This is a genomic window from Hwanghaeella sp. 1Z406, from assembly GCF_048892425.1.
Lineage (GTDB): Bacteria > Pseudomonadota > Alphaproteobacteria > UBA8366 > Aestuariispiraceae > Pacificispira.
In genome coordinates, this window is sequence record NZ_JBLZHU010000001.1 from 493,352 (window position 1) to 517,046 (window position 23,695).

23 protein-coding genes and 2 riboswitches are annotated in these 23,695 nt (G+C 55.8%); of the genes, 11 read left to right on the forward strand and 12 right to left on the reverse strand.

Features of this window, described 5'->3' with window-relative positions; all coding sequences use genetic code 11:
• Positions 1–43 precede the first annotated feature (43 nt).
• The 4 genes from aceB (at position 44) to ACOSDR_RS02220 (ending at position 4,069) form a co-directional block, all read left to right on the forward strand.
• On the forward strand, positions 44–1,660 hold the full coding sequence (aceB, locus tag ACOSDR_RS02205) for a malate synthase A (protein ID WP_420730270.1): 1,617 nt from the start codon (positions 44–46) through the stop codon (positions 1,658–1,660).
• 41 nt (positions 1,661–1,701) lie between these two features.
• Positions 1,702–3,147, forward strand: coding sequence for a TrkH family potassium uptake protein (locus ACOSDR_RS02210; RefSeq protein ID WP_420730271.1), 1,446 nt, complete (start codon positions 1,702–1,704; stop codon positions 3,145–3,147).
• A gap of 140 nt (positions 3,148–3,287) precedes the next feature.
• Positions 3,288–3,608, forward strand: a complete 321-nt coding sequence (locus ACOSDR_RS02215) for an ArsR/SmtB family transcription factor (RefSeq protein WP_420724519.1) — start codon at positions 3,288–3,290, stop codon at positions 3,606–3,608.
• Positions 3,605–4,069: an SRPBCC family protein gene (locus ACOSDR_RS02220; protein ID WP_420724518.1), complete on the forward strand. Its 465-nt coding sequence runs from the start codon at positions 3,605–3,607 to the stop codon at positions 4,067–4,069. Before ACOSDR_RS02215 ends, ACOSDR_RS02220 begins: the two co-directional genes overlap by 4 nt.
• Before the next feature lie 48 nt (positions 4,070–4,117).
• Here ACOSDR_RS02220 and ACOSDR_RS02225 read toward each other — a convergent pair whose 3' ends face one another.
• The 10 genes from ACOSDR_RS02225 to ACOSDR_RS02270 all read right to left on the reverse strand — a co-directional run bounded on the left by ACOSDR_RS02225 (position 4,118) and on the right by ACOSDR_RS02270 (position 11,104).
• Positions 4,118–4,531: a DUF6691 family protein gene (locus ACOSDR_RS02225; protein ID WP_420724517.1), complete on the reverse strand. Its 414-nt coding sequence runs from the start codon at positions 4,529–4,531 to the stop codon at positions 4,118–4,120.
• Between the two features lie 4 nt (positions 4,532–4,535).
• A complete protein-coding gene (locus ACOSDR_RS02230; protein ID WP_420724516.1) occupies positions 4,536–4,964 on the reverse strand; it encodes a YeeE/YedE family protein in 429 nt (142 codons plus the stop codon).
• A 24-nt stretch (positions 4,965–4,988) separates the two neighbouring features.
• On the reverse strand, positions 4,989–6,809 hold the full coding sequence (locus ACOSDR_RS02235; protein WP_420724515.1) for a helix-hairpin-helix domain-containing protein: 1,821 nt from the start codon (positions 6,807–6,809) through the stop codon (positions 4,989–4,991).
• Positions 6,806–7,585 carry a PP2C family serine/threonine-protein phosphatase gene (locus ACOSDR_RS02240; RefSeq protein WP_420724514.1) on the reverse strand — a complete coding sequence of 260 codons (780 nt, stop codon included), beginning with the start codon at positions 7,583–7,585 and terminating at the stop codon, positions 6,806–6,808. Before ACOSDR_RS02240 ends, ACOSDR_RS02235 begins: the two co-directional genes overlap by 4 nt.
• A gap of 12 nt (positions 7,586–7,597) precedes the next feature.
• On the reverse strand, positions 7,598–8,269 hold the full coding sequence (locus ACOSDR_RS02245; protein WP_420724513.1) for a vWA domain-containing protein: 672 nt from the start codon (positions 8,267–8,269) through the stop codon (positions 7,598–7,600).
• Between the two features lie 293 nt (positions 8,270–8,562).
• Positions 8,563–8,931 (reverse strand): DUF2155 domain-containing protein, encoded by a 369-nt coding sequence (locus ACOSDR_RS02250; protein ID WP_420724512.1) that lies wholly within the window; start codon positions 8,929–8,931, stop codon positions 8,563–8,565.
• Positions 8,928–9,686, reverse strand: a complete 759-nt coding sequence (locus ACOSDR_RS02255; RefSeq protein ID WP_420724511.1) for a class I SAM-dependent methyltransferase — start codon at positions 9,684–9,686, stop codon at positions 8,928–8,930. The genes ACOSDR_RS02250 and ACOSDR_RS02255 overlap by 4 nt, the downstream gene beginning before the upstream one ends.
• Positions 9,687–9,701: 15 nt before the next feature.
• Positions 9,702–10,151: an outer membrane lipid asymmetry maintenance protein MlaD gene (gene mlaD / locus ACOSDR_RS02260; RefSeq protein WP_420724510.1), complete on the reverse strand. Its 450-nt coding sequence runs from the start codon at positions 10,149–10,151 to the stop codon at positions 9,702–9,704.
• A gap of 32 nt (positions 10,152–10,183) precedes the next feature.
• Positions 10,184–10,678: an MlaD family protein gene (locus ACOSDR_RS02265; RefSeq protein ID WP_420724509.1), complete on the reverse strand. Its 495-nt coding sequence runs from the start codon at positions 10,676–10,678 to the stop codon at positions 10,184–10,186.
• A gap of 63 nt (positions 10,679–10,741) precedes the next feature.
• Positions 10,742–11,104 (reverse strand): NADH:ubiquinone oxidoreductase subunit NDUFA12, encoded by a 363-nt coding sequence (locus tag ACOSDR_RS02270; RefSeq protein WP_420724508.1) that lies wholly within the window; start codon positions 11,102–11,104, stop codon positions 10,742–10,744.
• A gap of 395 nt (positions 11,105–11,499) precedes the next feature.
• Between ACOSDR_RS02270 and ACOSDR_RS02275 the strand changes: the two genes are divergently transcribed.
• Positions 11,500–15,177, forward strand: coding sequence for a vitamin B12-dependent ribonucleotide reductase (locus ACOSDR_RS02275; protein WP_420730272.1), 3,678 nt, complete (start codon positions 11,500–11,502; stop codon positions 15,175–15,177).
• A gap of 141 nt (positions 15,178–15,318) precedes the next feature.
• On the forward strand, positions 15,319–15,927 hold the full coding sequence (locus ACOSDR_RS02280; RefSeq protein WP_420730273.1) for an HAD family hydrolase: 609 nt from the start codon (positions 15,319–15,321) through the stop codon (positions 15,925–15,927).
• Positions 15,928–16,346: 419 nt separating this feature from the next.
• Here the strand turns inward: ACOSDR_RS02280 and ACOSDR_RS02285 are convergent, their stop codons facing one another.
• The gene (locus ACOSDR_RS02285; protein WP_420730274.1) at positions 16,347–17,669 is read right to left on the reverse strand and encodes an aspartate aminotransferase family protein; all 1,323 of its coding nucleotides are present in this window, start codon (positions 17,667–17,669) and stop codon (positions 16,347–16,349) included.
• Positions 17,670–17,900: 231 nt separating this feature from the next.
• Between ACOSDR_RS02285 and ACOSDR_RS02290 the strand changes: the two genes are divergently transcribed.
• Genes ACOSDR_RS02290 through ACOSDR_RS02300 form a run of 3 tightly spaced genes read left to right on the forward strand, consistent with a single transcriptional unit; the run spans position 17,901 to position 22,002 of the window.
• The gene (locus ACOSDR_RS02290; RefSeq protein WP_420724504.1) at positions 17,901–18,542 is read left to right on the forward strand and encodes a 2OG-Fe(II) oxygenase family protein; all 642 of its coding nucleotides are present in this window, start codon (positions 17,901–17,903) and stop codon (positions 18,540–18,542) included.
• Between the two features lie 36 nt (positions 18,543–18,578).
• Positions 18,579–19,901 carry an adenylosuccinate lyase gene (purB, locus tag ACOSDR_RS02295; protein ID WP_420724503.1) on the forward strand — a complete coding sequence of 441 codons (1,323 nt, stop codon included), beginning with the start codon at positions 18,579–18,581 and terminating at the stop codon, positions 19,899–19,901.
• Positions 19,852–22,002: a hypothetical protein gene (locus tag ACOSDR_RS02300; RefSeq protein WP_420724502.1), complete on the forward strand. Its 2,151-nt coding sequence runs from the start codon at positions 19,852–19,854 to the stop codon at positions 22,000–22,002. Before purB ends, ACOSDR_RS02300 begins: the two co-directional genes overlap by 50 nt.
• A 4-nt stretch (positions 22,003–22,006) precedes the next feature.
• Here ACOSDR_RS02300 and ACOSDR_RS02305 read toward each other — a convergent pair whose 3' ends face one another.
• Positions 22,007–22,432, reverse strand: a complete 426-nt coding sequence (locus tag ACOSDR_RS02305) for a tellurite resistance TerB family protein (RefSeq protein WP_420724501.1) — start codon at positions 22,430–22,432, stop codon at positions 22,007–22,009.
• A gap of 126 nt (positions 22,433–22,558) precedes the next feature.
• A riboswitch (cobalamin riboswitch) is annotated at positions 22,559–22,786 on the forward strand.
• Positions 22,787–22,821: 35 nt separating this feature from the next.
• Between ACOSDR_RS02305 and ACOSDR_RS02310 the strand changes: the two genes are divergently transcribed.
• On the forward strand, positions 22,822–23,175 hold the full coding sequence (locus ACOSDR_RS02310) for a hypothetical protein (RefSeq protein ID WP_420730275.1): 354 nt from the start codon (positions 22,822–22,824) through the stop codon (positions 23,173–23,175).
• Between the two features lie 37 nt (positions 23,176–23,212).
• Positions 23,213–23,376: riboswitch (yybP-ykoY riboswitch) on the forward strand.
• Between the two features lie 17 nt (positions 23,377–23,393).
• A complete protein-coding gene (locus ACOSDR_RS02315) occupies positions 23,394–23,675 on the forward strand; it encodes a TMEM165/GDT1 family protein (protein WP_420730276.1) in 282 nt (93 codons plus the stop codon).
• Positions 23,676–23,695: the final 20 nt, after the last annotated feature.

Genomic DNA, 23,695 nt, shown 5'->3' on the forward strand with positions numbered 1-23,695 from the left:
GGTAGGTTTACCCTTGTTTCCATATCCGCTTTGGGGGAGCTTTATGACCCAATCAAGCCTTACCACCGCCTCTGCCGGCGTCAAACTGACCGGCGAAATGAAACCGGGTTATGGTGAAATTCTGTCAGCGGAGGCCTTGGGTTTTATAGCAATATTGGAGCGTAAGTTTGGCGCTCGTCGGCGTGAGCTGCTGGCCGCCCGCGAGGCCCGTCAGGCCGAGATCGATTCGGGGAAGCTGCCAGATTTCTTACCTGAAACTGCTGCTATCCGGGCCGGTGATTGGAAAATCGCGCCCCTACCTGAGGATATGAAAGACCGGCGTGTTGAAATCACCGGGCCGACGGATCGCAAGATGGTGATCAATGCGCTGAATTCTGGTGCCTATGTCTTCATGGCGGACCTGGAAGATTCGAACTGCCCGACCTGGGATAATATGATCGGGGGACAGGTCAATCTGCGCGATGCAGCGGCTCGCAAAATTGATTTCACCGATCCGAATTCCGGCAAGCACTATGCACTGAAGGATAAGACAGCGGTTCTGCTGGTGCGGCCCCGAGGCTGGCATCTAGAAGAAAAGCATATTCTGGTGGATGGACAGCCGGCATCAGGTGGGATTGTCGATTTTGCCCTGTATTTCTTTCACAATCATGCGGAATTGGCCAAGCGGGGCACTGGCCCCTATTTCTATCTGCCCAAGATGGAAAGCCACCTGGAGGCACGACTGTGGAATGATATTTTCGTTGAGGCCCAATCCCTGCTGGGCGTTCCGAACGGGACGATCAAGGCAACAGTGCTGATTGAAACAATCCTGGCAGCCTTTGAGATGGATGAAATCCTGTATGAATTGCGGGACCATTCTGCCGGGCTGAATTGCGGACGGTGGGATTATATCTTCTCCATCATCAAGAAGTTTCGTCGCAATCCGGATTTTGTCATGCCCGACCGCGTGCAGGTAACCATGACAGTCCATAATATGCGCGCCTATTCACTACTGGCGGTCAAAACCTGTCACAAGCGCGGCGCCCCCTGTATCGGAGGCATGGCCGCGCAGATTCCCGTGAAAGGGGACGAGGCTGCGAATGCGGAGGCTTTTGCAAAGGTTAAGGCCGATAAAGAGCGTGAAGCAAATGATGGGCATGATGGCAGCTGGGTCGCCCATCCTGGTTTGGTGCCAATCGCCCTGGATGCGTTTAATGCGGTGATGAAAACCCCCAACCAGATTGATCGTCAGCGCGATGATGTGACGGTTGAGGCAAAAGACCTTCTGTCCGTCCCGGATGGGGATGTGACAGAGGCCGGTGTGCGCATGAACATCCAGGTCGGCATCCGCTATACCGAAGCCTGGCTGGGCGGGAATGGCTGTGTGCCATTGTTCAACCTGATGGAGGATGCGGCGACGGCAGAAATTTCTCGCGCGCAGTTATGGCAATGGGCGCAACATGGGGCGAAGACAGTTGAAGGCACAGTATTAAGCCGCGCGGTGATTTCAAAAATGATTGCACAGGAAGTAGATGCGATGCGTGCAGATGCAGGCGGTGATCTTTCGGGCACTCAGTTGGAACAGGCGGCGTCTCTGTTCGAGAAAATGGCCCTGGCGGAAGATTTTCCAACCTTCCTAACGCTGCCGGCTTATGAGATGGTGTTGAGCGCGGGCGGATAGTCTGGTTAATGTGCCCTTCGCGGTAATTCTGGACTCTTATCATGATTGATGTTCGCCCCGTCGCCCATATTCTGGGCTGGATTTCTGGACTGGTCGGCGTTTTGCTGATGATGCCCGCCATTGCGGATTTGATGGTCCACAATCGCGACTGGGTGCCATTTGCCATGTCCGGCGCACTGGCGGTTTTCATTGGATTGGCGCTGGTGCTCTCCACCCTGAGTTCTATGTCGCTGACCCTGGATCTTCGTCAGGCCTTTCTGGCAACGATCTTTGGCTGGCTGGCGGTTTCAGTCCTGGGGGCGATACCCTTTCTCAGCCTGTCCATCGAACCGGTTGATGCCCTGTTTGAATCTGTGTCGGGGGTGACAACGACGGGCTCCACGGTGTTGGTCGGGCTGGATACCATGCCGCCCGGTATATTGTTGTGGCGGGCGATCCTGCAATGGATCGGTGGGATCGGGATCATTGCCGTGGCGGTCTTGATTCTTCCTTTGCTGCGGGTCGGGGGTATGCAGCTCTTTAAAATCGAAAGCTCCGATATTTCCCCGGAAAAGGTCGCCTCTGCCCTTAAGACGATTGTGACGCTGTTATCGGTCTATGTGATCCTGACAGCCCTGTGTGCCGCCTTGTTCTTTGAATTTGGCATGAATGGGTTTGATGCGATCACCCATGCTATGGCGACTCTTTCGACGGGCGGATATTCGACCCATGATGCGTCCTTTGCCTATTTTACGGATTTGCGTCTGCACTGGGTGGCGACGATTTTCATGATTTTAGGAGCCTTGCCCTTCGTTTTGTATATCCAAACCATTTATGGTCGTCCAAAGGCTCTGTTTAAGGATCAGCAGGTCCGGGGGTTCATTGGCTTTCTGCTCGTCTTATGCGTTGGCATGGCATTTTGGCTGCAAAGCGTGCGGGATATATCTTTTGGACAGGCCTTAACGTTGACCTCCTTTAATCTAACATCGGTTGTGACAACGACAGGATTCGCGACAGAGGATTATAGCGTCTGGGGGCCCGGCGCGATGGCGATTTTCTTGTTCGCGATGTTTGTTGGGGGCTGCAGTGGATCAACATCTGGGGCAATAAAAGTCTATCGGTTCCAGGTCGTGCTGTTGGTGGTGCGCGCCCATGTGAAGCGCCTGTTCAGCCCCAATCGCGTGATCCCGATCCACTATAATGGCAAGGTTCTGACCAATGACGTTGCGATGTCGGTTTTGGCATTTCTGGCGGTGTTCATTGCCACGATTGGGTTTGTTACGATTATACTGGGCCTGTTGGGGCTGGATCTTGTCACCGCCTATACCGCCAGCCTGACAGCCATTACCAATGTTGGCCCAGGACTGGGACCAATTGTTGGACCAGCAGGGAATTTCGCATCCTTGCCCGATGCAGCGAAGGCGGTGCTGGTCGTGGCGATGTTGGCCGGGCGGTTGGAAGTATTGGCCCTGCTGGTCGCATTTGATCGCGATTTCTGGCGCAATTGATCCGGGTGCATGGATCTTTTCATCATTGTCGAAAGTATGACATCCAGCTGCGGCTGGTATTGCATCTTCAAATTGTTTGTTGACATGCAGGTAAATGCCTGCATATTATTTTTATGCAAGACGGAAGGTAAGAACGGCTGATGCATACGGATAAGGTTTTTAAAGCACTAGCCGATCCTACTCGCAGACTGTTGTTGGATATGTTGTGTGAAAACAATGGCCAGACACTTGGGCAGTTATGCCAGAGGCTGGACATGACCCGCCAGTCGGCGACGCAACATCTGGGAATACTGGAAGATGCCAATCTGGTGAGCAGCCAACGGCGGGGTCGGGAGAAACATCACTTTATCAACCCGGTACCCCTGTATGAAGTCTATGAAAGATGGGTCCGGAAATTCGAACATCAGAGACTTGGTTTGTTACATGACCTGAAAACACAGCTTGAAGGGAAAAACGAATGACCAGGGAAAAGACCAGCTTTGTTTATGTGACCTATATCACCTCAACACCGGAAAAAGTGTTTGATGCGATTACCAACCCAGAAATAGCGCGGCAATATTGGGGGCATGAAAATGTCTCGGATTGGACACCTGGATCGAAATGGGCGCATATTCGCGACAATGATGCGCGCTCCGTTCAAGTCGTTGGAGAAGTCGTCGAAGTGACTCCGCCAAACCGGCTGGTCATCACCTGGGCGGGCGCATCGGAAGCCGATAATCCGGAAAGCTATAGCCGTGTGATATTCGAGATCGACCCGCATGAAAATGGCGTGCGGTTAAGTGTTTCGCATATCGAACTGGAAGCGGGCAGCGGCATGGCAGAGGGGGTCAGTAAGGGCTGGCCGCTGGTGCTCTCCAGCCTTAAATCCTATCTGGAAACTGGCACTGGTTTCGATATGTTGGCCTGTTCAAAGGCAGCATGATCCTCTTCGACTCTCGCCAGCGCGTTGGCGGGGGTCGTTCCGGGCTTGTTAGTGCGGTCCGATCACGCGGAAGCCGTATATGCCCAGCATCATGGCGGCTGTGAAGATCAGAATATCTGTAGATCCCGTGACCAGGGCGGCAAGCGCTGGGCCCGGGCACAGACCGGCAATCCCCCAACCCAGTCCGAACAACACCGCCCCAAGGATCAGATGTCGATCTATGGCGGTGCGGGTTGGCAGGTGAAAGGTGCTGTCAAAGGCCGGCTGGGATCGATGGCGCCCAATCCGATACCCAATCATCGCCACGATCATCGCGCCCGCCATGACAAAGGCCAGGCTGGGGTCCCAATCGCCGAACAGGTCCAGAAAGCCGATAACCTTTGCCGGGTTCATCATACCAGACAGCGCCAGACCCGCCCCAAACAGGATGCCAGACACTGTTGCCGTGATCAGGGTTCTCATGACCTCAGCCCCCCCAACCCAGAACATGGCGCATCATGTAAACCGTGATCAGGGCGATTGCGAAAAAGGTGCCTGTTGCGATCAAGGACCGCAGGCTGCCCCGGGCCAGGCCACAAACGCCATGACCGCTGGTACAGCCTGATCCCAATCGCGTGCCATAGCCAACCAGCAAGCCAGCCACGATTAGCCAGGGCCAGGATACCTGAGTGATGACAGCGGGAGGGCGTTGAAATCCCCAATACAGCGCCGCTGCGCCCCCGATCAGACCCAGAATAAAGCACAGCCTGAAGCCCCGCTCCGGGCTGCTGGTGAGCAGCCCGCCCAGTATTCCGCTGATCCCTGCAACGCGCCCCAGCCCCAGATAAAAAAGGGTCGCTGACAGTCCGATCAGCGCGCCACCGGCAAGCGCAGTAACAGGCGTAAAGTGTTCCATATCCGGATACTCCAATAAATCGTGCTAGGCCATTTGCGTTGAAAGCGGCAGGACTGCGCCTGTGATGCCCAGGGTCCGGGCGCGCCGGGACGGCCCGTTTATTTTGATGTGCCGCTTATCGCTGTCCTGTGTGGTGTGCAAAATAAGTGTAATCCGACCATCAGGCGTATCGAAGGGTAGGCTGGTTGCGCCGCGCAATCGTTGCGCCGGAATGTGCAGCACGCAGTCGCCGGTTTCTTCATCAGATAAAGTTAGGGATGGAATCACACAGGACTTTTCAACGGCCAGGATCAATCGCGCTGGTCGCAATCCACGCCATCCATTTTCGATTGTATAGCTTACCACGCAATCGTTGATTAAAGGATCGAGTGATTGCGCCGGGGCCGCCACAGGGGAGGGGCGGATCGCTGTCACAGACTGTGCTGGTTGTGTTGTGATTTCAATTGTCTGATAGGGCGTTGGCGGGATCGTTACCGCTGCATCCGCTATCGACTTGACCGTTTCTGCAATAGGCTGACCGTCTATTTCCTCGTGACCAAACAGGCTAGGGTCGCTGAGGATTGGAAAATCTTCCACCAGACTGGCCAATTCGCCGATATCCTGTGGGACGCGGGCATAGGCTTCAATCCATTGATCCAGGGCTGTGATGGCGGCGTCAAGTTGGCGCATTTGGGGGATCAGGCGCTTCAGATCCTCGCATCGCGCCAGAACCGGATTGCCACGCCATAAGTCAACCGCCATTCGGGTGTCGCCCCGCGCTAAGGCTCGCTCAAACGCCAGGATCAGCGGGGCAAACGGGTCGCGCGGTGTATCGGGCTTGGGAAATAAATCTGGCAGGCCTGCCTTCACACGGATGCACCAGGGGCAGGCCGACAGGCTTTCATCATAGTGATGGTGGCTGTGCGTCTCACACACATCCAACTCTGCCAGGGCGGTACACAGGGCCCCATGCCACTCTGCAGCACTGGGGCGATCATTGGGGTCTTTGGCCCCGGCAATGAATGCCTGTCGAAACAAGGACGCGACGCCGGGGGCCAACGCATCCAGGGACAGCATGCCGGGCACAGGGCGCAGGCGAGCCCCAGGCTTGAACGGCCAGTCACCGCTGCGGATCAATTGGTCCCGACTGGGCGGCTCTCCCGATCCCATCCACTCACCGGTCCAGGGATGCGCGCCGGTCAGCAATTGGTACAGGACCACTGCCAGGCCAAACCGGTCGGATGCGATGTCTCTGGGCCCTTCCGTAAAACGGCGACCGATCCATTCCGGTGCGGTGAAGCCTTCACTGCCAACCGTACACAGATAAGGCGTGCCATCCGGCCCCACGATCTGAACGGAATCACAATCGATCAGGGTTGCTAGCGCCCGGTCATCAATTAGAATGTTTTCAGGCTTCACATCCCCGATGATGATGCCCTGATCGTGCAGCCGTTCAAACAGAAAGGCGATATTTGCGGCGACGGCGTGCAGATAATGCCAATCCATCTCTGCGGCGCGCTTTGCCCGTAATTTTGCGTTGCTGATGGCGATGACAGAGCGCGCGCCCGGCACAACCGGCAATATGACACCAACTGCCGCCCCTGCACTGTTATAGACGGTAGAGACCGGCCAGGCGAAATTTCTGTGTCGTGTATCCAATGACGGATCAACCGGCGCAAGATCAGGCAGAAGAGCCAGCTTATCGCGCAAGGCCTCTGTTGGGGCGTGATGCAGTTTGATCAACAGGTCGGGGGCATCGCCATGCTGGAACAGTGTTGCCTCGCCGCTGTCATGCAAGCGGGGTCCCAGGGCCAGGGGGCTACCATCCGTATCAAATAAGTCTATCCGCGGGATCGGGGCTGTCATGCGCTGCCATATCCCTGCCAACCACATAGCATCAGGGAGAGATCATCGGTGCTTTTCTCTGCCAGCCGCTGAGAGGCCAGAAAATCCCGAATGCCGTTGTGCACGTCACCAGCGCAGGTGGATTGCCGCGCAAATGTCTCCATCGGCGCGAAAAACGGTGCATGGGGGCTGTTCTGGCGATTATCGACAGAAACACCGGCCAGACCATCCGTTGCCGCCCCAACGAACCGGATCGGCGCGGCAAGCGAGGACAGATGCAGGTGATCCTGAGCATCCAGGTCCGTGATGAAACTGGTTTCATTTACATATTCGCCATGATCCGGGGCAATCAACAGGGTATAGTCCCCTTCTCGTTGCCGTGCGACGACCAGGCCATCGCCGATCTGGGCGGCGTGGATTTCATTGGGAGACAGCGCGATCAGCGTCAGGGTGCAGGCATAATCCCGCGGCGCATGACGGTTCTCATGGGCAATCCGGTTCAATTCTTTCTGGATTGTTTGAACCAATCCATCGAATAAAACGTCAATCGACAGAGTGGTTAGTCGACCCTGAACGCCCCGATTCTTGCTTAGTCGATCCTTCAGCCAGGGCAGGGCGCAATCCACCGCAGCACGGGCCCCATAATGGCTGAATCGCGCGGATCCGGCCCCGTCCGCCAGGGCTGCGATGACCGTATCTTCATCCAGTTGCACCAGCCGACCGAAATCCTGACAGGGGATGCCCGCCGCGCGATGGGCGGTGCCTTGTCGATAATCCAGCGCGGCCATCCAGGACATTGCAGTGATCCTCTATGGGTGAATTTCTGCCCAGCCCGTGACGGGCGGCAGCATCAGACGCTCCCCATCGATCCGGCTGAGGGAGACACGGCGAACACTGGCCGAAAGCCATTGGAACAGGTCACGGAACTTCAGGCCCCGCAGCATCAGGGGCGGGCGATTGGGTGATGCAATTTCCCGCAAGATATCCATATCTGCCCCTTGCACACCGACGGTGAAAAATGTCGCACGTCCGGTCAGATCCGCTTCTTGCATGTCCATCGCCGCGTGCTGCCAGGCCTCGCCATCGGTCGGGGCGCCATCGGTGATCAGGAATATCCAGGGGCGGTAATAGTGAATGCCATTGGCGCGATAGACGGCCTTGCGGGCGTCCACCATGCGCAGGGCCAAATCCATCGCAGCGCCCATTGGTGTATCTCCGCCGGCTTCTAAATGCGGCGGGCCGTCTTCTTCCATGGTCACGAAATCCTGCACCATTCGGGCCTCTCCCCCAAAGGCGATGATGGATAGTTCGATGCGCAGGCTGGCCAAGTCGTCGGTCATGATCTGATGATGAAAGGCGCGCAGCCCGGCATTTAATTCCGCCATTGGTTCACCGCGCATCGATGCAGACGTATCCAGCAACAGAATGACCGGGCATCTGTTTTCAGGGTTTTGCACGAATTCCGGCAGACCTAAGCGCATGTCTCCATCCTCTGGCGGTGTCGTCAGCGATATCGATTCGTCGAATCAGGCGTTTCTAAGGCTTTTACAGCAACTTTCGTGCCAGCATAACAAGTTTAATTAAATATTGAACAGTAAATATTGAAATCTGAATTCTTATAAAGTCTTCAGCTTTAAAGATTAATGTTTATGAGTTTTTGATACGAATCAGATTCGTTAAAGATTCGTATCGATAAGGTTATCCGAAAACAGGGATACAGAGGATGCCGTTGGTCAGAACGGCAATCCTGCAAAATGACGATGGGTTTTAAAGATCAGGACGGGTCCTTGCAGTCCAGCAGCCAGACGTCATAAACGGCGTGTTCCACCGCATGCAGACCGGGGCTGGAGGCGAACATCCAGCCGGTGAACAGGACCTTTTGTTCCTGGCCGGGGCGCAATTCGTCGATTTCAACAAAGGCGGTGGCTTCCGGGCGTTCTTCTGGTGGGGTCTTGTCGCAATGGCGCACACGGATGCGCAGGGCGCCGAAATCAATTGATTGATCGATGGGAACTTCAAAGGTGGAGGTGCGGGCCGTGACCTTGTCCAGGCCCTGCAAGACGGCAATTTGCTTAGGATCGGCCTGGGCGGCGCTGGACCATACCAGCACAGCCCCGAACAGGATGGTCGCGGCGATCCTCATACCGGCACCGTAGCTGCGAAACGCAGGCGCACATAATCGGCGATCCAGATGCCTTCCTCATTCATCAGCATGGGGCGCAGGGAGTCCCGGATTTCTGAAATCGCGTCATCACGCTGGGCGATGTCCAGGCGCATCAGGAAGCTCTCGCCAAAAGAGGCCAGCCAACCGTCAATGTCGCCGGGCAGGGGCGTTGGGCGCGGGATCAGTTCCATATGGGCGACGCTGAATCCACAGGCTTCCAGCTTTGCGCGATAGCTTTCAGGGGTCGGAAAATACCACGGATCAGCGCTGTCGGGATCAACACCCCTGGCGGCAACGGCCACCCGCAGGGCGGTGCGAATGGTCTGAACATTGCCAGCCCCCCCAAATTCCGCCACAAAGCGCCCGCCGGGTTTCAGGGCGCGCTTCACACCGGCCAGGACCGCATCCGCACCTGTCATCCAATGCAGCGCGGCATTGCTGAAAACTGCATCAAATTCCGGCCCAAAGGTCAGGTCCTGACCATTCATGACCTGTGCATCCAGACCTTCTTCCACAGCTTTCCGGATCTGATCCGGGCTGGCGTCGACGGCTTTGACATCACAACCAAGCGCCACAAGCTTTTGCGTCAGGGCCCCATCGCCACAGCCCAGGTCCAGTATCCGCTCACCCGGCTTGGGTGCCAGCAAGTCAACGACAGGCATCCCGAGTTCTGCCACGAAACCCGCATTCTTGCGATAGCGGTCGGGATCCCAGGTCTGGGTAACAGCGGTCATGGTCAATCCTTCAAGTTACTGATCGGTAATCAGGAATATGGCGCGACCCAACAGGTCTTCGATGGCCACAACGTCCTGGGTATCCGTGATTTCTTCCCCGTCTTTCAGCAGCGTATTGTCCCGGCCTGGGGTCAGCTTCACGAATTGCCCCCCCAACAGGCCATCACTGGCAATGGCAGCGGTCGTGTCTTTTGGAATCTGAACACCCTCGTCGATCGTCAGGGTAACGACCGCCTGATACAGTTCCGGGTCTATTTCTTCTTTTGACACGGTGCCAACTTTAACACCGCCGATACGCACATCCGACCCCAGCGTCAGGCCATCGACCGCGCCAAATCGCCCCACCAGGGTATAACCATCTCTATCGCGGGCGATATCAGTGGTTTGATAGGCCAGATACAGAAACAGGCCCGCGACGATCAACACGATCGCCCCCATGATGGTTTCTATTAGGCTGCGTTGCATAGAGTTCTCATCCGTGGCTGTCGTCTTAGGGGTTAATTTGTGCTGTTTGCATTAGATTCTTTCTCAGCCTTCTTGGCTTCGCCCATTTTAATGATTCGTTCAAATAGTGAGAAAAAATCAATCGACCCGCGCACATATTGGAATGTTTCGCCTGGTTGCAGCATGGTCAAATCGCCGCCTGGCACAATGCGTATGTATTTTCCACCCGCCAGGCCGTTGCTTATAATCTTGGCTTCGCTGTCGACGGGAATTTCGTAACCGTTTGTTATAGTCATCTGGACCACGGCTTCATTCGTGTTCTTATCCAAAAGCAAGGTGCGCACGGACCCGACGGGCAGGCCGGCCATCAGGACGGGGCTGCCTGCGGAAAGACCACTGGCATCTTCATAAATGCCAAACAACCGATAGCCGTTACCTTCCCTCTTGGCTGGATTCCCGCTATAGCCCAGCACAAAGAACAGCGCGATTGCCACGCAGGTGGCGGCCCCAATCAGGATATGCCGGGTATCGGTGGACATGCGGGCCATTCAGGCTTCCTTATAAGGCGTCGCGCGGTGCCATTGGCATCAATGCGCCATGCAGCACGGCGATTATTCAGGCGACCAGGCTTCGTAATCTCCCGTCGCGGCGGGGCGTTTGCCCGGCTTTAAAGTATGACCCGGCGGCAGATAAGCCCCCGCCGTGCCGGTCAGGTTTGGAAGGTGATCCTTTTCCCAGGCATATTTATGGCCACTTTTCGGCTCTGGGAAGGCATCGACCGTATAATGCAGCCAGGCATGCATGTCGGGTGGCACTGTAGATGCCTCATCCTGGGGATTGGAATAAATCACCCAGCGACGCCGCCGACGTCCTGCTGTCGTCTTGCGATCTTGATAATACACATTGCCAAGTGGATCGTCGCCGACCCGCTCTCCATGTAACCAGGTCATCAACCGGGTGATTGCATTCGCCATGGCTGGATAAGTCCCGTCTGTGTCTGATGCTTAACCGATGTCTCTCGCGTCGCTGGACGGTTGGGACTATGGCAAAACCGTTCCCATCCGTCCAGCCCGACGGTGCAGTGGTTAGCCTATGGCGATGGTTAAATCCATGGAAAATTATAATTTTGCCCGGAATCCCAATGAGTCTCGCGAGTCTTTCAGAAATCAAGATATAGAAATGTAAAAAAATCGCCCACTGCATATTGTGTCTGACAACAGATGGTGTACTCTGTTGATCAGTTCACAACATGTAGAGTTGGTCGTCCGAAAAGCAATGGGACATTGGGTTCCCCAGTTTCATGGGAATGCTGTGTTTTTGGAAGAAGTGCTTTGCGGATTGCCCGTTAGCCAAGGGGGTTTGGTTTCAGATGCGTATTGAAAGACGGTTTACCAAGAAAAACGAGTCGCCTTATGCGGCGATCCAATTCCGCAAGACCAATTCTGAAATTCGTAACCCCGACGGTACGATTGTTTTTCAGTTGAAGGATATTGAAATTCCGTCCCATTTCAGCCAGGTGGCAGGGGACGTGATTGCCCAGAAATACTTCCGCAAGGCAGGTGTCCCTGCGGTGACAAAGGCTGTTAAGGAAAAGGATGTTCCTGATTTCCTGTGGCGCCGTGTGCCTGATGAGGCGGCAATGGCTGACCTGCCTGCAGGCGAACGCAGTGGCAGCGAAACCAAGGCGACGCAGGTTTTTGATCGTTTAGCTGGTACCTGGGCCTATTGGGGCTGGAAGGGTGGCTATTTCGACAGCGCGGAAGATGCCCGCAGCTATTTCGACGAAATGCGCTATATGCTGGCCAAGCAGATGGCGGCGCCGAACAGCCCGCAATGGTTCAATACCGGGCTGCATTGGGCCTATGGCATCGATGGGCCCAGCCAGGGCCACCATTATGTGGACTACAAGACCGGGAAACTGACCCGCTCTAAGACCGCTTATGAACATCCCCAGCCTCATGCCTGTTTCATTCAATCGGTGGAAGACGATCTGGTGAATGATAATGGCATTATGGATCTTTGGGTCCGCGAGGCGCGCCTGTTTAAATATGGCAGCGGCACGGGCACCAATTTCTCCCGCTTGCGGGGCGAGACGGAGGCCCTGTCAGGCGGTGGTAGATCCTCTGGCTTAATGAGCTTCTTGAAAATCGGGGACAAGGCCGCGGGCGCGATCAAGTCTGGCGGCACGACAAGACGTGCAGCAAAGATGGTGGTTGTCGATATCGATCACCCGGATGTCGAAAGCTTCATTGATTGGAAAGTGATCGAAGAGCAGAAGGTTGCCGCCCTGGTCACCGGTTCCAAACTGCACGCCCATCACCTGAACGCGATCATGGCAGCCTGTCATGAAGGGCGCCTGGACGATGGCGCTGTCCTGACAGGAGATGCGCGGTTTGATCCCAAGCGCAACAAGGCGCTGAAAGACGAAATTCGCGCCGCCCGTCGCGTGATGATCCCGGAAAACTATGTCCAGCGGGTTATTCAGTTCGCCCAGCAGGGCTATACCGCGATTGAATTTCCAACCTATGATACGGATTGGGATTCAGATGCCTATAACACCGTATCAGGGCAAAATGCGAATAACACGGTCCGGGTCACTGATGACTTCCTGCGTGCGGTAGAAGCCGACGCGGATTGGAATCTGATCAATCGTACCGATGGCAAGGTCAATAAGACCGTCAAGGCAGCAGACCTTTGGGAAAAGGTTGGCCATGCCGCCTGGGCCAGCGCGGATCCCGGTATTCAATTTGATACTACGATCAATGATTGGCATACCTGCCCGCAATCCGGTCGGATCAATGCATCCAATCCCTGTTCTGAATACATGTTCCTGGATGATACGGCGTGCAATCTGGCATCCTTCAACTTGATGCAGTTCCGCAGCAATGACCGCAGCTTTGACATTGAAGGCTTCACCCATGGGGTGCGGTTGTGGACGCTGACCCTGGAAATTTCCGTGCTGATGGCGCAATTCCCGTCGGTTGCCATTGCCGAACGCTCCTACCGGTATCGTACATTGGGACTGGGCTATGCCAATATTGGCGGTCTGCTGATGTCTTGTGGCCTATCCTATGATTCCGATGAAGGCCGCGCCCTTTGTGGGGCCATCACGGCTTTGATGACCGGTGTTTCCTATGAAACGTCTGCTGAAATGGCCGCTGAACTGGGTGCTTTCCCAGGCTATGCGGATAACAGCCAGGATATGCTGCGCGTGATGCGCAATCACCGCATGGCCGCCCATGGCTGGGCCGATGGTTATCAGGGGTTGGCAGTGTTGCCCGTCCCGTTGGATGTGCCCAATTGCCCGGATCCCCGTATCGCCAAGGCGGCAGCGGAGTCCTGGGATCGCGCCGTCAAGGCCGGGGAGGCCCATGGCTATCGCAATGCCCAGGCAACCGTGATCGCGCCCACCGGGACTATTGGTCTGGTGATGGATTGCGATACGACCGGGATTGAGCCTGATTTTGCGCTGGTGAAATTCAAGAAGCTGGCCGGGGGTGGCTATTTCAAGATCATCAATCGGACCGTTCCGGAAGCCCTGCGCAATATGGGCTATGACGATCAACAAATCGGGGAAATCGAACGTTATGCCGTTGGGCATGGCAGCCTGGTCAATGCGCCGGGTATCAACCACGAAACCTTGCGGGAAAAGGGCTTTGGTCCGGAAGAACTGGCGAAGCTGGAATCGACCCTGGCCAATGCGTTTGATATCAAATTTGCCTTTAACAAATGGGCATTGGGGGAGGCGTTCTGCACAGATATTCTGGGGCTCAGCGCAACTCAATTGGACTCCATGTCTTTTGATATGCTGGCCGCACTTGGTTTCTCTCGCAAAGCCATTGAGGCAGCTAATATCTATTGTTGTGGCGCGATGACGCTGGAAGGCGCGCCGCATTTGAAGGCCGAGCATCTGCCCGTCTTTGATTGCGCCAATCCCTGTGGCAAGACTGGCAAGCGGTACCTGTCCACCGACAGCCATATCCGCATGATGGCAGCGGCTCAGCCTTTCATCTCCGGGGCGATTTCCAAAACCATCAACATGCCCAACGGGGCAACGGTTGAGGATTGCAAGGCTGCGTACAAGCTGAGCTGGACGCTGGGTATCAAGGCGAATGCGCTCTACCGGGATGGATCGAAACTGTCGCAGCCTTTGGCCTCGTCTCTGTTGGATGATGAGGACCTGCGCGACGAAATGGCAGAGGCCAATAAGGCGGAACAGATCCCCCTGGTTGCCGAGCGGATTGTTGAGCGCATCATCGAGAAACAGGTGGAGCGCAAGCGCCTGCCGCATCGCCGCAAGGGCTATACCCAAAAGGCGATCGTTGGCGGTCACAAGGTCTATCTGCGTACCGGTGAATATGAAGACGGCACATTGGGTGAATTGTTCATCGATATGCATAAGGAAGGCGCTGCCTTCCGCTCCCTGATGAACAACTTCGCCATCGCCGTGTCGATTGGCCTGCAATATGGTGTTCCGCTGGAAGAATTCGTCGAGGCCTATACCTTCACCCGGTTCGAACCGTCAGGCATGGTCGAAGGCAACGAGGCCATTAAGATGGCGACCTCTGTCCTGGATTACCTGTTCCGCGAAGTTGCGATCAGCTATCTGGGGCGCGATGATCTGGCCCATGTTCAGCCGGAAGATATGATGCCCGATACGACCGGGGGCGGGGACAAGGAAGCCAATCTTCCTGAAGTCAATGCGCATGCGCTTGAAGCGCTGAACCGTATTACCAGCCGTGGGTTCGTGCGTAAGGCAGATTTGACGGCCTATACCAGTGTCATGTCGCAGATGGGCAGGGGGCTTCCTGCCAATGCTGCTCAGGCTGGCACTGTTCAAATTGTGGAGACCGGGACGGTGCAGACCGCCGTCAAGGTCGACGGAAATGTGCGTGTTGCCGTGGAGGATCGCCTGGACAAAATCCGCGAGGCACGCGCGAAAGGGTACGAGGGAGATCCCTGTGGGGATTGCGGAAATATGACCCTCGTTCGGAACGGCACCTGCATGAAATGCGTCACGTGTGGCGCGACAAGCGGGTGCTCGTAAGGGCCCGGCCCTACCCTATTCGTCGGGCCCTCTGGCGCAGCCGCCTTGCACGGTAGTAAGGCTGCGCCCTGGTGCTCCCTGTTAAACTGCCCCCGACCAGTGTCGGGGGCGTTTTTCCGTGGCTGAGCTGAGGCTATATCGATGACCTTCAAATACGTCCTTTTTGATATTGGCAATGTTTTGGTCGATTGGAATCCAGACAATTTGCTAAAGAAACTGCTACCAGATGCGGCGGCGATTCAGGATTTTCGGGAAAATGCGGTGACCCATGATCGTATTCTGGCAATGGATCGTGGTCAGACCTGGAAAGCCCAACTGGCGGAAATTGCGGCGGATTGTCCGCAGCATCTGGAAACGGCCAAAGCCTATCGGTATCGCTGGGTGGAGACGATTTCGGGGCCAATTCATGGCACTGTTGATATCATGGCGCGATTAAAGGCGGCGGGATATCCGATCTATGCGCTGTCGAATTATGGGGTGGAGAATTTTGAGGCGACGGTGAAAATCTATCCGTTTCTGGACGATTTCGACGGTCGTGTCGTGTCGGGCTATGAAGGGGTGATTAAGCCGGACCCCGCGATTTATGATCTTGTGGTCCAGCGCTTTTCAGTGGACCCAGCCCAAACCCTTTTTATCGATGACCGCCCCGAAAACATCGCCGCCGCAAAGGCTTGTGGGTTTCGGGGGCATTTGTTTACCGACTCTGATGCATTGGCTCAGTATCTGGCAGAGGCCGGGATCCTATACTAGCAAACAGGCGTACCTGCCGCCCTGGACCCCGGATCAATGTCCGGGGTGACGATGTATTAGACAAATACTCTCTCACCCTGAGGAGCGCAGCGTCTCGAAGGGTGATCTTTCTGCAAGCACCGCGCTTACAAGTCCTCCTTCGAGACGGCGCGAATGCGCCTCCTCTGGATGAGAGTGGTGCTTAAGGTCAGAAGTGGAACGCCATGACGCACCAATCCCTCAGCGTTCTTCGCGCCTTCTCTGCGCCCTCTGCGGTTAACCTTTACCTCTCGTCACATCCGCGTAGGGCCACAGGCATGGATCGCACCTGCCGCCCTGGACCCCGGATCGATGTCCGGGGTGACGGCGGTGGATAGACCTCGTCATACCCGCGGAAGCGGGTATCCAGGGCGGCGCGCTCAAGCGGTGAAGAATAGTGCCTACGCGACGTCTTTCAACACATCGCCCAGCATGCTGACCATATCGTCGATATGGGATTTTTCAGCAATTAAGGGTGGGGAGAGGGCGATGATGTCGGCGGTGACGCGGATCATCAGGCCCTTGTTGAAAGCCTGTACCATGGCGTCATAGCCGCGCTCTCCCGGGGCACCGGGGCGGGGGGCCAGTTCTACGGCGGCGACAAGGCCCATATTGCGAATGTCGATCACATTGGGCAGGCCCTTCAGGCCGTGGATCGCATTTTCCAGATAAGGTTCCAGCGCCAGCGCGTTTTCAAACAACCCGTCTTCCTTATAGACGTCCATCGCCGCAACACCGGCGGCGGCAGCTACCGGGTGGCCGGAATAGGTATAGCCATGGAATAACTCAATCGCGGCATCCGCAGAATCCATCATTGTGTCATGGATCTTCTTGTTGGTCACAACTGCGCCCATCGGGATGGTCGCATTGGTCAGGCCCTTGGCACAGGTGATGATGTCTGGAATAACGCCCAGGCGTTCTGCTGCTGTGGCATAACCCAGACGGCCAAAGGCGGTGATAACCTCATCAAAAATCAGCACGATGCCGTGCTTGTCACAGATTTCCCGAATGCGCTTCAGGTAGCCTTTCGGGGGCAATAGCACGCCGGTTGAGCCCGCCATGGGCTCTACGATGAAGGCCGCAATCGTGCTGGCATCATGCAGCGTGACCAGGCGTTCCAGATCATCGGCCAGATGGGCACCATATTCCGGTTCGCCCTTGGTATAAGCATTGTGTTCCAGATCATGCGTGTGGCGCACATGGTCGGACCCGGCCAGCAAGGAGCCGAAATACATCCGGTTCTTCACAATACCGCCAACGGAAATACCGCCAAAGCCGGTACCATGATAGCCCCGTTCGCGGCCCAACAGGCGGGTACGGGTACCCTGACCGCGGGCGCGCTGATACGCCAGCGCGATCTTCAACGCGGTATCAGCGGACTCTGATCCGGAATTGGTGAAGAACACATGGTCCAGACCGGCTGGGAACATATCGCGCATGCGGCTGGCCAGTTCGAAGGCCTTGGGATGGCCGAATTGGAAGGTCGGGGCGAAATCCAGCTGGGCGACCTGCTGTTGCACGGCTTCAACAATTCTCGGGTTGGCGTGACCGCAATTGACGCACCACAATCCAGCGGTGCCGTCCAGGATATCCTTGCCCTCTGCACTTTTGTAATACATGCCCTTGGCTGAGACCAGAATGCGCGGATCAGCCTTGAACCGGCGATTGGCGGTAAAGGGCATCCAAAAGGCGCTAAGGTCGTTCTGCTGCATCCCGTCGGGCATGTGTTTCCTCCAAAAAAAGTCATTACCGTGAGGGCAGGCAGTGTTTCAGCCACTTAGAACCCTCAAAAGACCCGATTTTGGTACTCCCTTTTTGTTGCCCGAGACAAGATGATTCTTTCTCACAGCAGTCGTGACCTATTGTGCGGTCTGGTCGGTCGCCATTCGCTGGCTTGTGGCAACCCGACTCTATCGCTAAAAAAGCACCTTAATGGGCGAAACAGGATTCCCGGTATGGCGCTGCATCAAAACCTGTCTAATGGCATGCTGCTGGCATGGCCAACACCGATCCTGACACGCCGGATACAGGATGCCGATTTGCTGTCGGACCTGCGGCGCGTCATTCTTGACCGGGAACAGGCCTATCCGGATGGGATTGATCGTGCGCTGGTGAATGGCTGGCATTCCGATACGGACTTAATGAAATGGCCGGACCCGTCCATTGAAACACTGAAATCCATTATCAGCGCTGGATTGGCCGATTTCATCAAGCAACTGAACAATGACAAGGGCTTCAGTGGCAAGGCGCAGGTAACCGCCTGGGCGAATGTCAGCCGGCGGGGTGGATTTCATCGACTGCACACGCATCACTCTTCCATGGTGTCTGGCGTGTTTTATGTCGATACAGGCACGCCCGACCCAGATGATACGCATTTCAATGGGACGATTTCTTTTCTGGATCCACGGCTGGCGGTTGAGATGATCCCGCTGCCGGGAAGCCCGTTTGGGGAAAAGCTGAAAGTTGAGCCTGACCCTGGCCTTATGCTAATGTTTCCAAGTTGGCTTCAGCATTTCGTCGATCCCTTCCGTGGGGAGGGAACCCGCATCTCCATCGCGTTTAACATTGGTCTGTATGGTGGCGATTCCGCTGCCTAGATCGGTCTTGTTGTTTCTCAAGGAATAGGAATTCATATGATCCCGCGTTACAGTCGCCCGGAAATGACCGCAATTTGGGAGCCGTCGAACCGGTTCCACATCTGGTTTTTGATCGAGGCCCATGCCTGCGATGCCCTGGCGCAGCGCGGCGTGATTCCGGAGTCAGCTGCAGAGTCGGTTTGGAAGAATGGTGACAAACCCTATACGCAGGCGCGCATCGACCGCATTGATGAGATTGAGCGCGAGACGAGACATGATGTCATCGCCTTCCTGACGGAATTATCGGAGCATATTGGGGAAGACTCCCGCTTTGTGCATCAGGGCATGACCTCTTCTGACGTGCTGGATACATGCCTGGCGGTGCAATTGACCCAGGCGGCTGATATTCTGTTAGCTGATTTGGATCGGGTTCTGGCTGCGCTGAAGGCCCGCGCGATTGAGCATAAAAATTCTGTCTGTATCGGTCGTTCACACGGCATTCATGCGGAACCAACCACATTTGGCGTGAAACTGGCCGGCCATTTCGCCGCCTTTCAACGCAGCAAACAGCGTCTGCTGGCCGCGCGCGCGGATATTGCGACCTGTGCAATCTCCGGTGCGATTGGCAGCTTTGCCAATATTGATCCTTCAATTGAGGCCTATGTCGCAGACAAGCTGGGTCTGACACCAGAGCCGATGTCGACACAGGTGATCCCGCGTGACCGTCATGCGGCTTTCTTTGCGACCCTGGCGGTGATTGCCGGGTCGATTGAGAATCTGGCGATTGAAATACGCCATTTGCAGCGCACCGAATTGCGCGAGGCGGAGGAGTTTTTCTCGCCTGGGCAAAAAGGGTCGTCGGCTATGCCCCATAAGCGCAATCCGGTGCTGACGGAAAACATGACGGGCCTGGCGCGTATGGTGCGGGCCTATGCTCTGCCAGCGCTGGAGAATATCGCGCTGTGGCATGAACGGGATATTTCCCATTCTTCAGTGGAGCGCATGATTGGTCCAGACTCGACGGTAACGCTGGATTTTGCCCTTAACCGTTTGGCCGGTGTGGTGGAAAAACTGGTGGTCTATCCTGAAGAAATGATGGCGAATCTGAATCGTCTTGGCGGGTTGCACAATTCCCAGCGCGTCCTGTTGCAACTGACTCAGGCGGGCATGAGCCGTGAAGACGCCTATCGCACAGTACAGCGCAATGCTATGGAAAGCTGGAAAAACGGCACATCATTTCAGGAATTGCTGAAATCTGATAAGGATGTGGCGCAGCATTTGAGTGATGATGCTATCGACGCACTCTTTGACATGGGCTACCACGTTAAGCATGTGGACACGATCCTGGACCGCGTATTTGCACAAGACAGCGCCGGTTAACGCCTGGATGCCCAGTCGTCGCACAGCCCGTGTGTTCTTTGCAGGGCTGTTTGGCCTGGGTGTCTTTCTGTCTGTCGCTGGATCGCATGGTTTTGCGCAATCAACTGGCAATCCAGCCGATGATATCGCCAAGCCCAGCTTCAGCCCCCAACGCGATGCCTATCGCGCCAGCGAGGTTGATCCCGTAACCTTGGCCATTTTGTCGGACGCTCTGTTGCGGCTTCAGTTTCTGGCCGTCGCTGCGCTTGAGTCTGAGGAAGATGTCGGGTTGGCCCAAAGCGGGGTCGTGCGCGCTTATCTGGCCCGGCGGCAAATGGATAAGGCGATAGAGATCGCACAACGCATTGCTGATCCCGTTTGGCGTGCTCGGTCCTTTCTATGGATTTCCGACTATGTTCGAATTGTTCAGAAGGACGCCAGCGAGGCACGCGCGTGGATGGACCGCGCGATTGCAGAGGTGAAAGACCAACCTCCTTCGGACAAGGTCACTGATACATATGGAATAGCCGCCAATCGCCTGGCTCAAATGGGGGCTGCCGAAGCCGCGACGGCGACGGCCAAATTGATTGCGGACCGTCAGGACCGGGTCAGAACATTGCGGGAAATAGCCTCGGTCATTTTGAATTCCAGCGATGATGAAGCAACGAAACAGGCCGTCGCAACCGTTCTGCGCCAGACTTTTGATGAGGCAAGCCTGTTACCCAAATCACAAGACCTGTCGCAAGCATATCTGCTGATGGATATCGGGGCGGCACAGCTTGTGGCGGGGGATACAGCCGGGGCGCAGGTATCCTTCGCGACGGCGCAGCTTGATATCATGAACGGCCCCAGCGATGCCAGGATGCCAGCCCTTATTCAATTGGCTGCCAAAATGGTGGAATCAGGCAATCAGCGTGGCGGCATGATCGTTGTGCGCATGGTTCCAGAAGGGGCCTATCGAGCGGAGGCATTAAGCGCGGTATCTGCGGCTTTGGGGCGGCGTAATATTGATGCGGCAGTCCCTTTATTCAGACTGGCTGAAGAAGAGATTGACCGCATTGAAGATCAATCCGCCCGGTTCCGCGCGATCACATATCTGGTGGCGCGGGAAACAGAGATTGGACGCCTGAAAGATGCCTTCGAAACCGCATTCAAGATCACCGAGGATGTGCCCCGCGCTGAGGCCCTTCTGGGAATGGGGCGCGTTTTGATCGATCAGGGTAAATTGCCCGAAGCTTTGGTGCTGAAAGATTATATTCCCTATATCGGGATGCGGGCCCAGATCATGGCCGCAGTGGCATTGGGGCGGGGGCTGGAGAATGACCCGGAAGGGGCCAGCGCATTATTGGCTGAATCGCTTGATCCGACTGGTTTCCCGACCTTACCTGAATATGTCCCGGATGCCCTGGATGCCGTTCTCAGTGCCCAGATCAAGGTTGGGCTGGAAAGCGCGGATCAGGCGATTTTCAGCCGTGCCCGGGATTTATCAGAGGTCTTGGAGACGGATCTGGCAAAGGTGCGTGCCCTGGTCCAGGTCGCAATCGCAGAAGCAAGACGCGGCCGTATTGAAGACGCCCAGAAAACCATCAGTGCAGCCTATCGCATTGCCTTTGAGAATAAGGGCGATCAGGGGTTCAATTCTGCCCTGCTGGCAATTTCTCTGGCACAATTGGCGGCGGGGGATCTCTTGGGGGCCTATGACACGGCGGCGCGCATCCCGGAACCGCAATCGGGTGTGGTTCTGCCGCGTACACCAGATGGCGGGTTTGACGTCCCTAGGTATCAGGCCTTGATCCGTGTGGCGGCGGCGGCTGGTCGATTGGGTGATCCAAATTTTGGCCAGGAAGTCACGGATAAGATTGGGGTTGATCCAGCCAAAGCGGTGGGCCTTGCCGCTGTTGCGATCGCGATGTCGAATCAATCGGCAGATCTGATTGATGTCATCAATGACATTCGGGATGGGGCGCTGTTATCCCCAAATTACGAGTCTCTGGCGCAGGAACAGCCTGCTGCAGCGGCGCCAACCGGCGCACAGATACCCGAGAGTGCGCCTGCTGTGTCACAGGAGCAACCCATGGAACAGGCGCCGACTTTGGCGCCCCTGCCTGAAGCCGGTAACTAGCCGCTTATTCGAAGTCGCTGAGAGTGAGGCCCAATGCCTCGCAGATAATTTCGCACTGGGCGCGTTCGCTGGGCAGCAGCACGCCGTCGACCTGACCGACCGCCAGCGCCACCTTAACCAATAGTACGGCATCGCCCGCATCGCTGCGGCAGTCGGCGATTGGTTTTAGGGCATCTTCGCGCCCCTGAGCGGGATCAGCCTTGATTGCTTCTATCGTTTCATTGAACAGATCAATCGCTTCGTGCACATCAAAAATGCTCAGTCGGTCAATCGCATCGATAATTTGATCCAGTCGACCCCGTTCAGAAAGGGAGACCTCTCCGTCCGCAATCGCCACCAAGGCACAGGTTGCCATGCACGCTTCCAGGAATGGGCGATGCTTATGGCGTTCATATCGCTCTGCCAATGATTGGCGTAATCCGTCCAGCATTCTACCCCCCTATAATAGGTCCCGATCGCAACGCTAGTTTGACCGCGCTTATACCCCTTGGTCAAGTGACGGTAGCAGGGTGAAGCCTGTCGCTTTTTCTCTAGTCGTTGTTTAAATTTCAGGTAATCTGTTTGAATATTGAGCGGTTCCCATTAGGGGATCAAAAGGGAATTCGGTGCGGTGGATGTCTGGATCATGATTGATCTTGATGCTGCCAAAGCCGAAGCTGCCCCCGCAACTGTAAGCGGCGAGCCGATCGCCCATTCATGCCACTGACAATTTTTTGTCGGGAAGGCAGGGTGGTTCGGCATTGACCCGCAAGCCAGGAGACCTGCCGCTCTTCACATTAAACCCAAACGACCGGGCGGGGTGCCCCGGAGGAGGTTACGATGAGTGGACTGGCATATCCTGATTATGCGGCGTTAGAACATTTCACCTCGACGGGTCAGTCGACAGACTTTCAAAAAATAACAAAGTTAGACCCTCAAAATTGTCTGTCCGGATTGTTTCAATGTGGCACACCCCTTCCGGTTGGGGCTGCAGAAGATGCGGTGCTATCCTGGTTGATTACGCTGCCTGATGCCATGGATCCAGCACGGGCGGCGGCGATTCTTGGACGAATGCCGCTCTTTGCGCAGGCGGATCAGGGGGAAACCGGCCGACTTGCCACGCTATTGCGGGAAATTGCCCAATATCCTGCGGAAAGACTGGCATCCGGTCGACGACGCCGCCCCCGTAACTAAAGGCTATTGACGATCCGGTTCCGGCTGGGTATCCTCTACGCACTCCGTAGGGGAGTAGCCGCCCTTCTTATAGGGGCCTGTGTCAACATACTTGGCAACTGCCATGGCACAGGCGGCCAGTCACGGTTTGGCAAGACCTATGGCGATTCTGATCGGGTTCGGAGGGACCGGCCGTTCGGAGTCGTCATCTTGTCGCCGGTCCCCTTTTGGAGTGTTTCATGCAGCCTTTTATTGCCATTTTTATCACTGTTTTCCTTGCGGAACTGGGAGATAAGACCCAGTTGGCGACGGTTCTGTTCGCCACGGATAAGGCGATGACACCTTTTGGTGTTTTCTGTGCCGCCGCCGCTGCGTTGGTCTTATCAACCGCTCTGGCGGTGTTTCTGGGCACCGTTGCAGAACGCACATTGACCATGATCCCCTTGAAACTGATCGCGGGCTGCGGATTCGTAATCATGGGGCTGTGGAGTATCTATGATCACTTTCAGGGATCCTGGTGATTCCAGATATGCGCGCACCA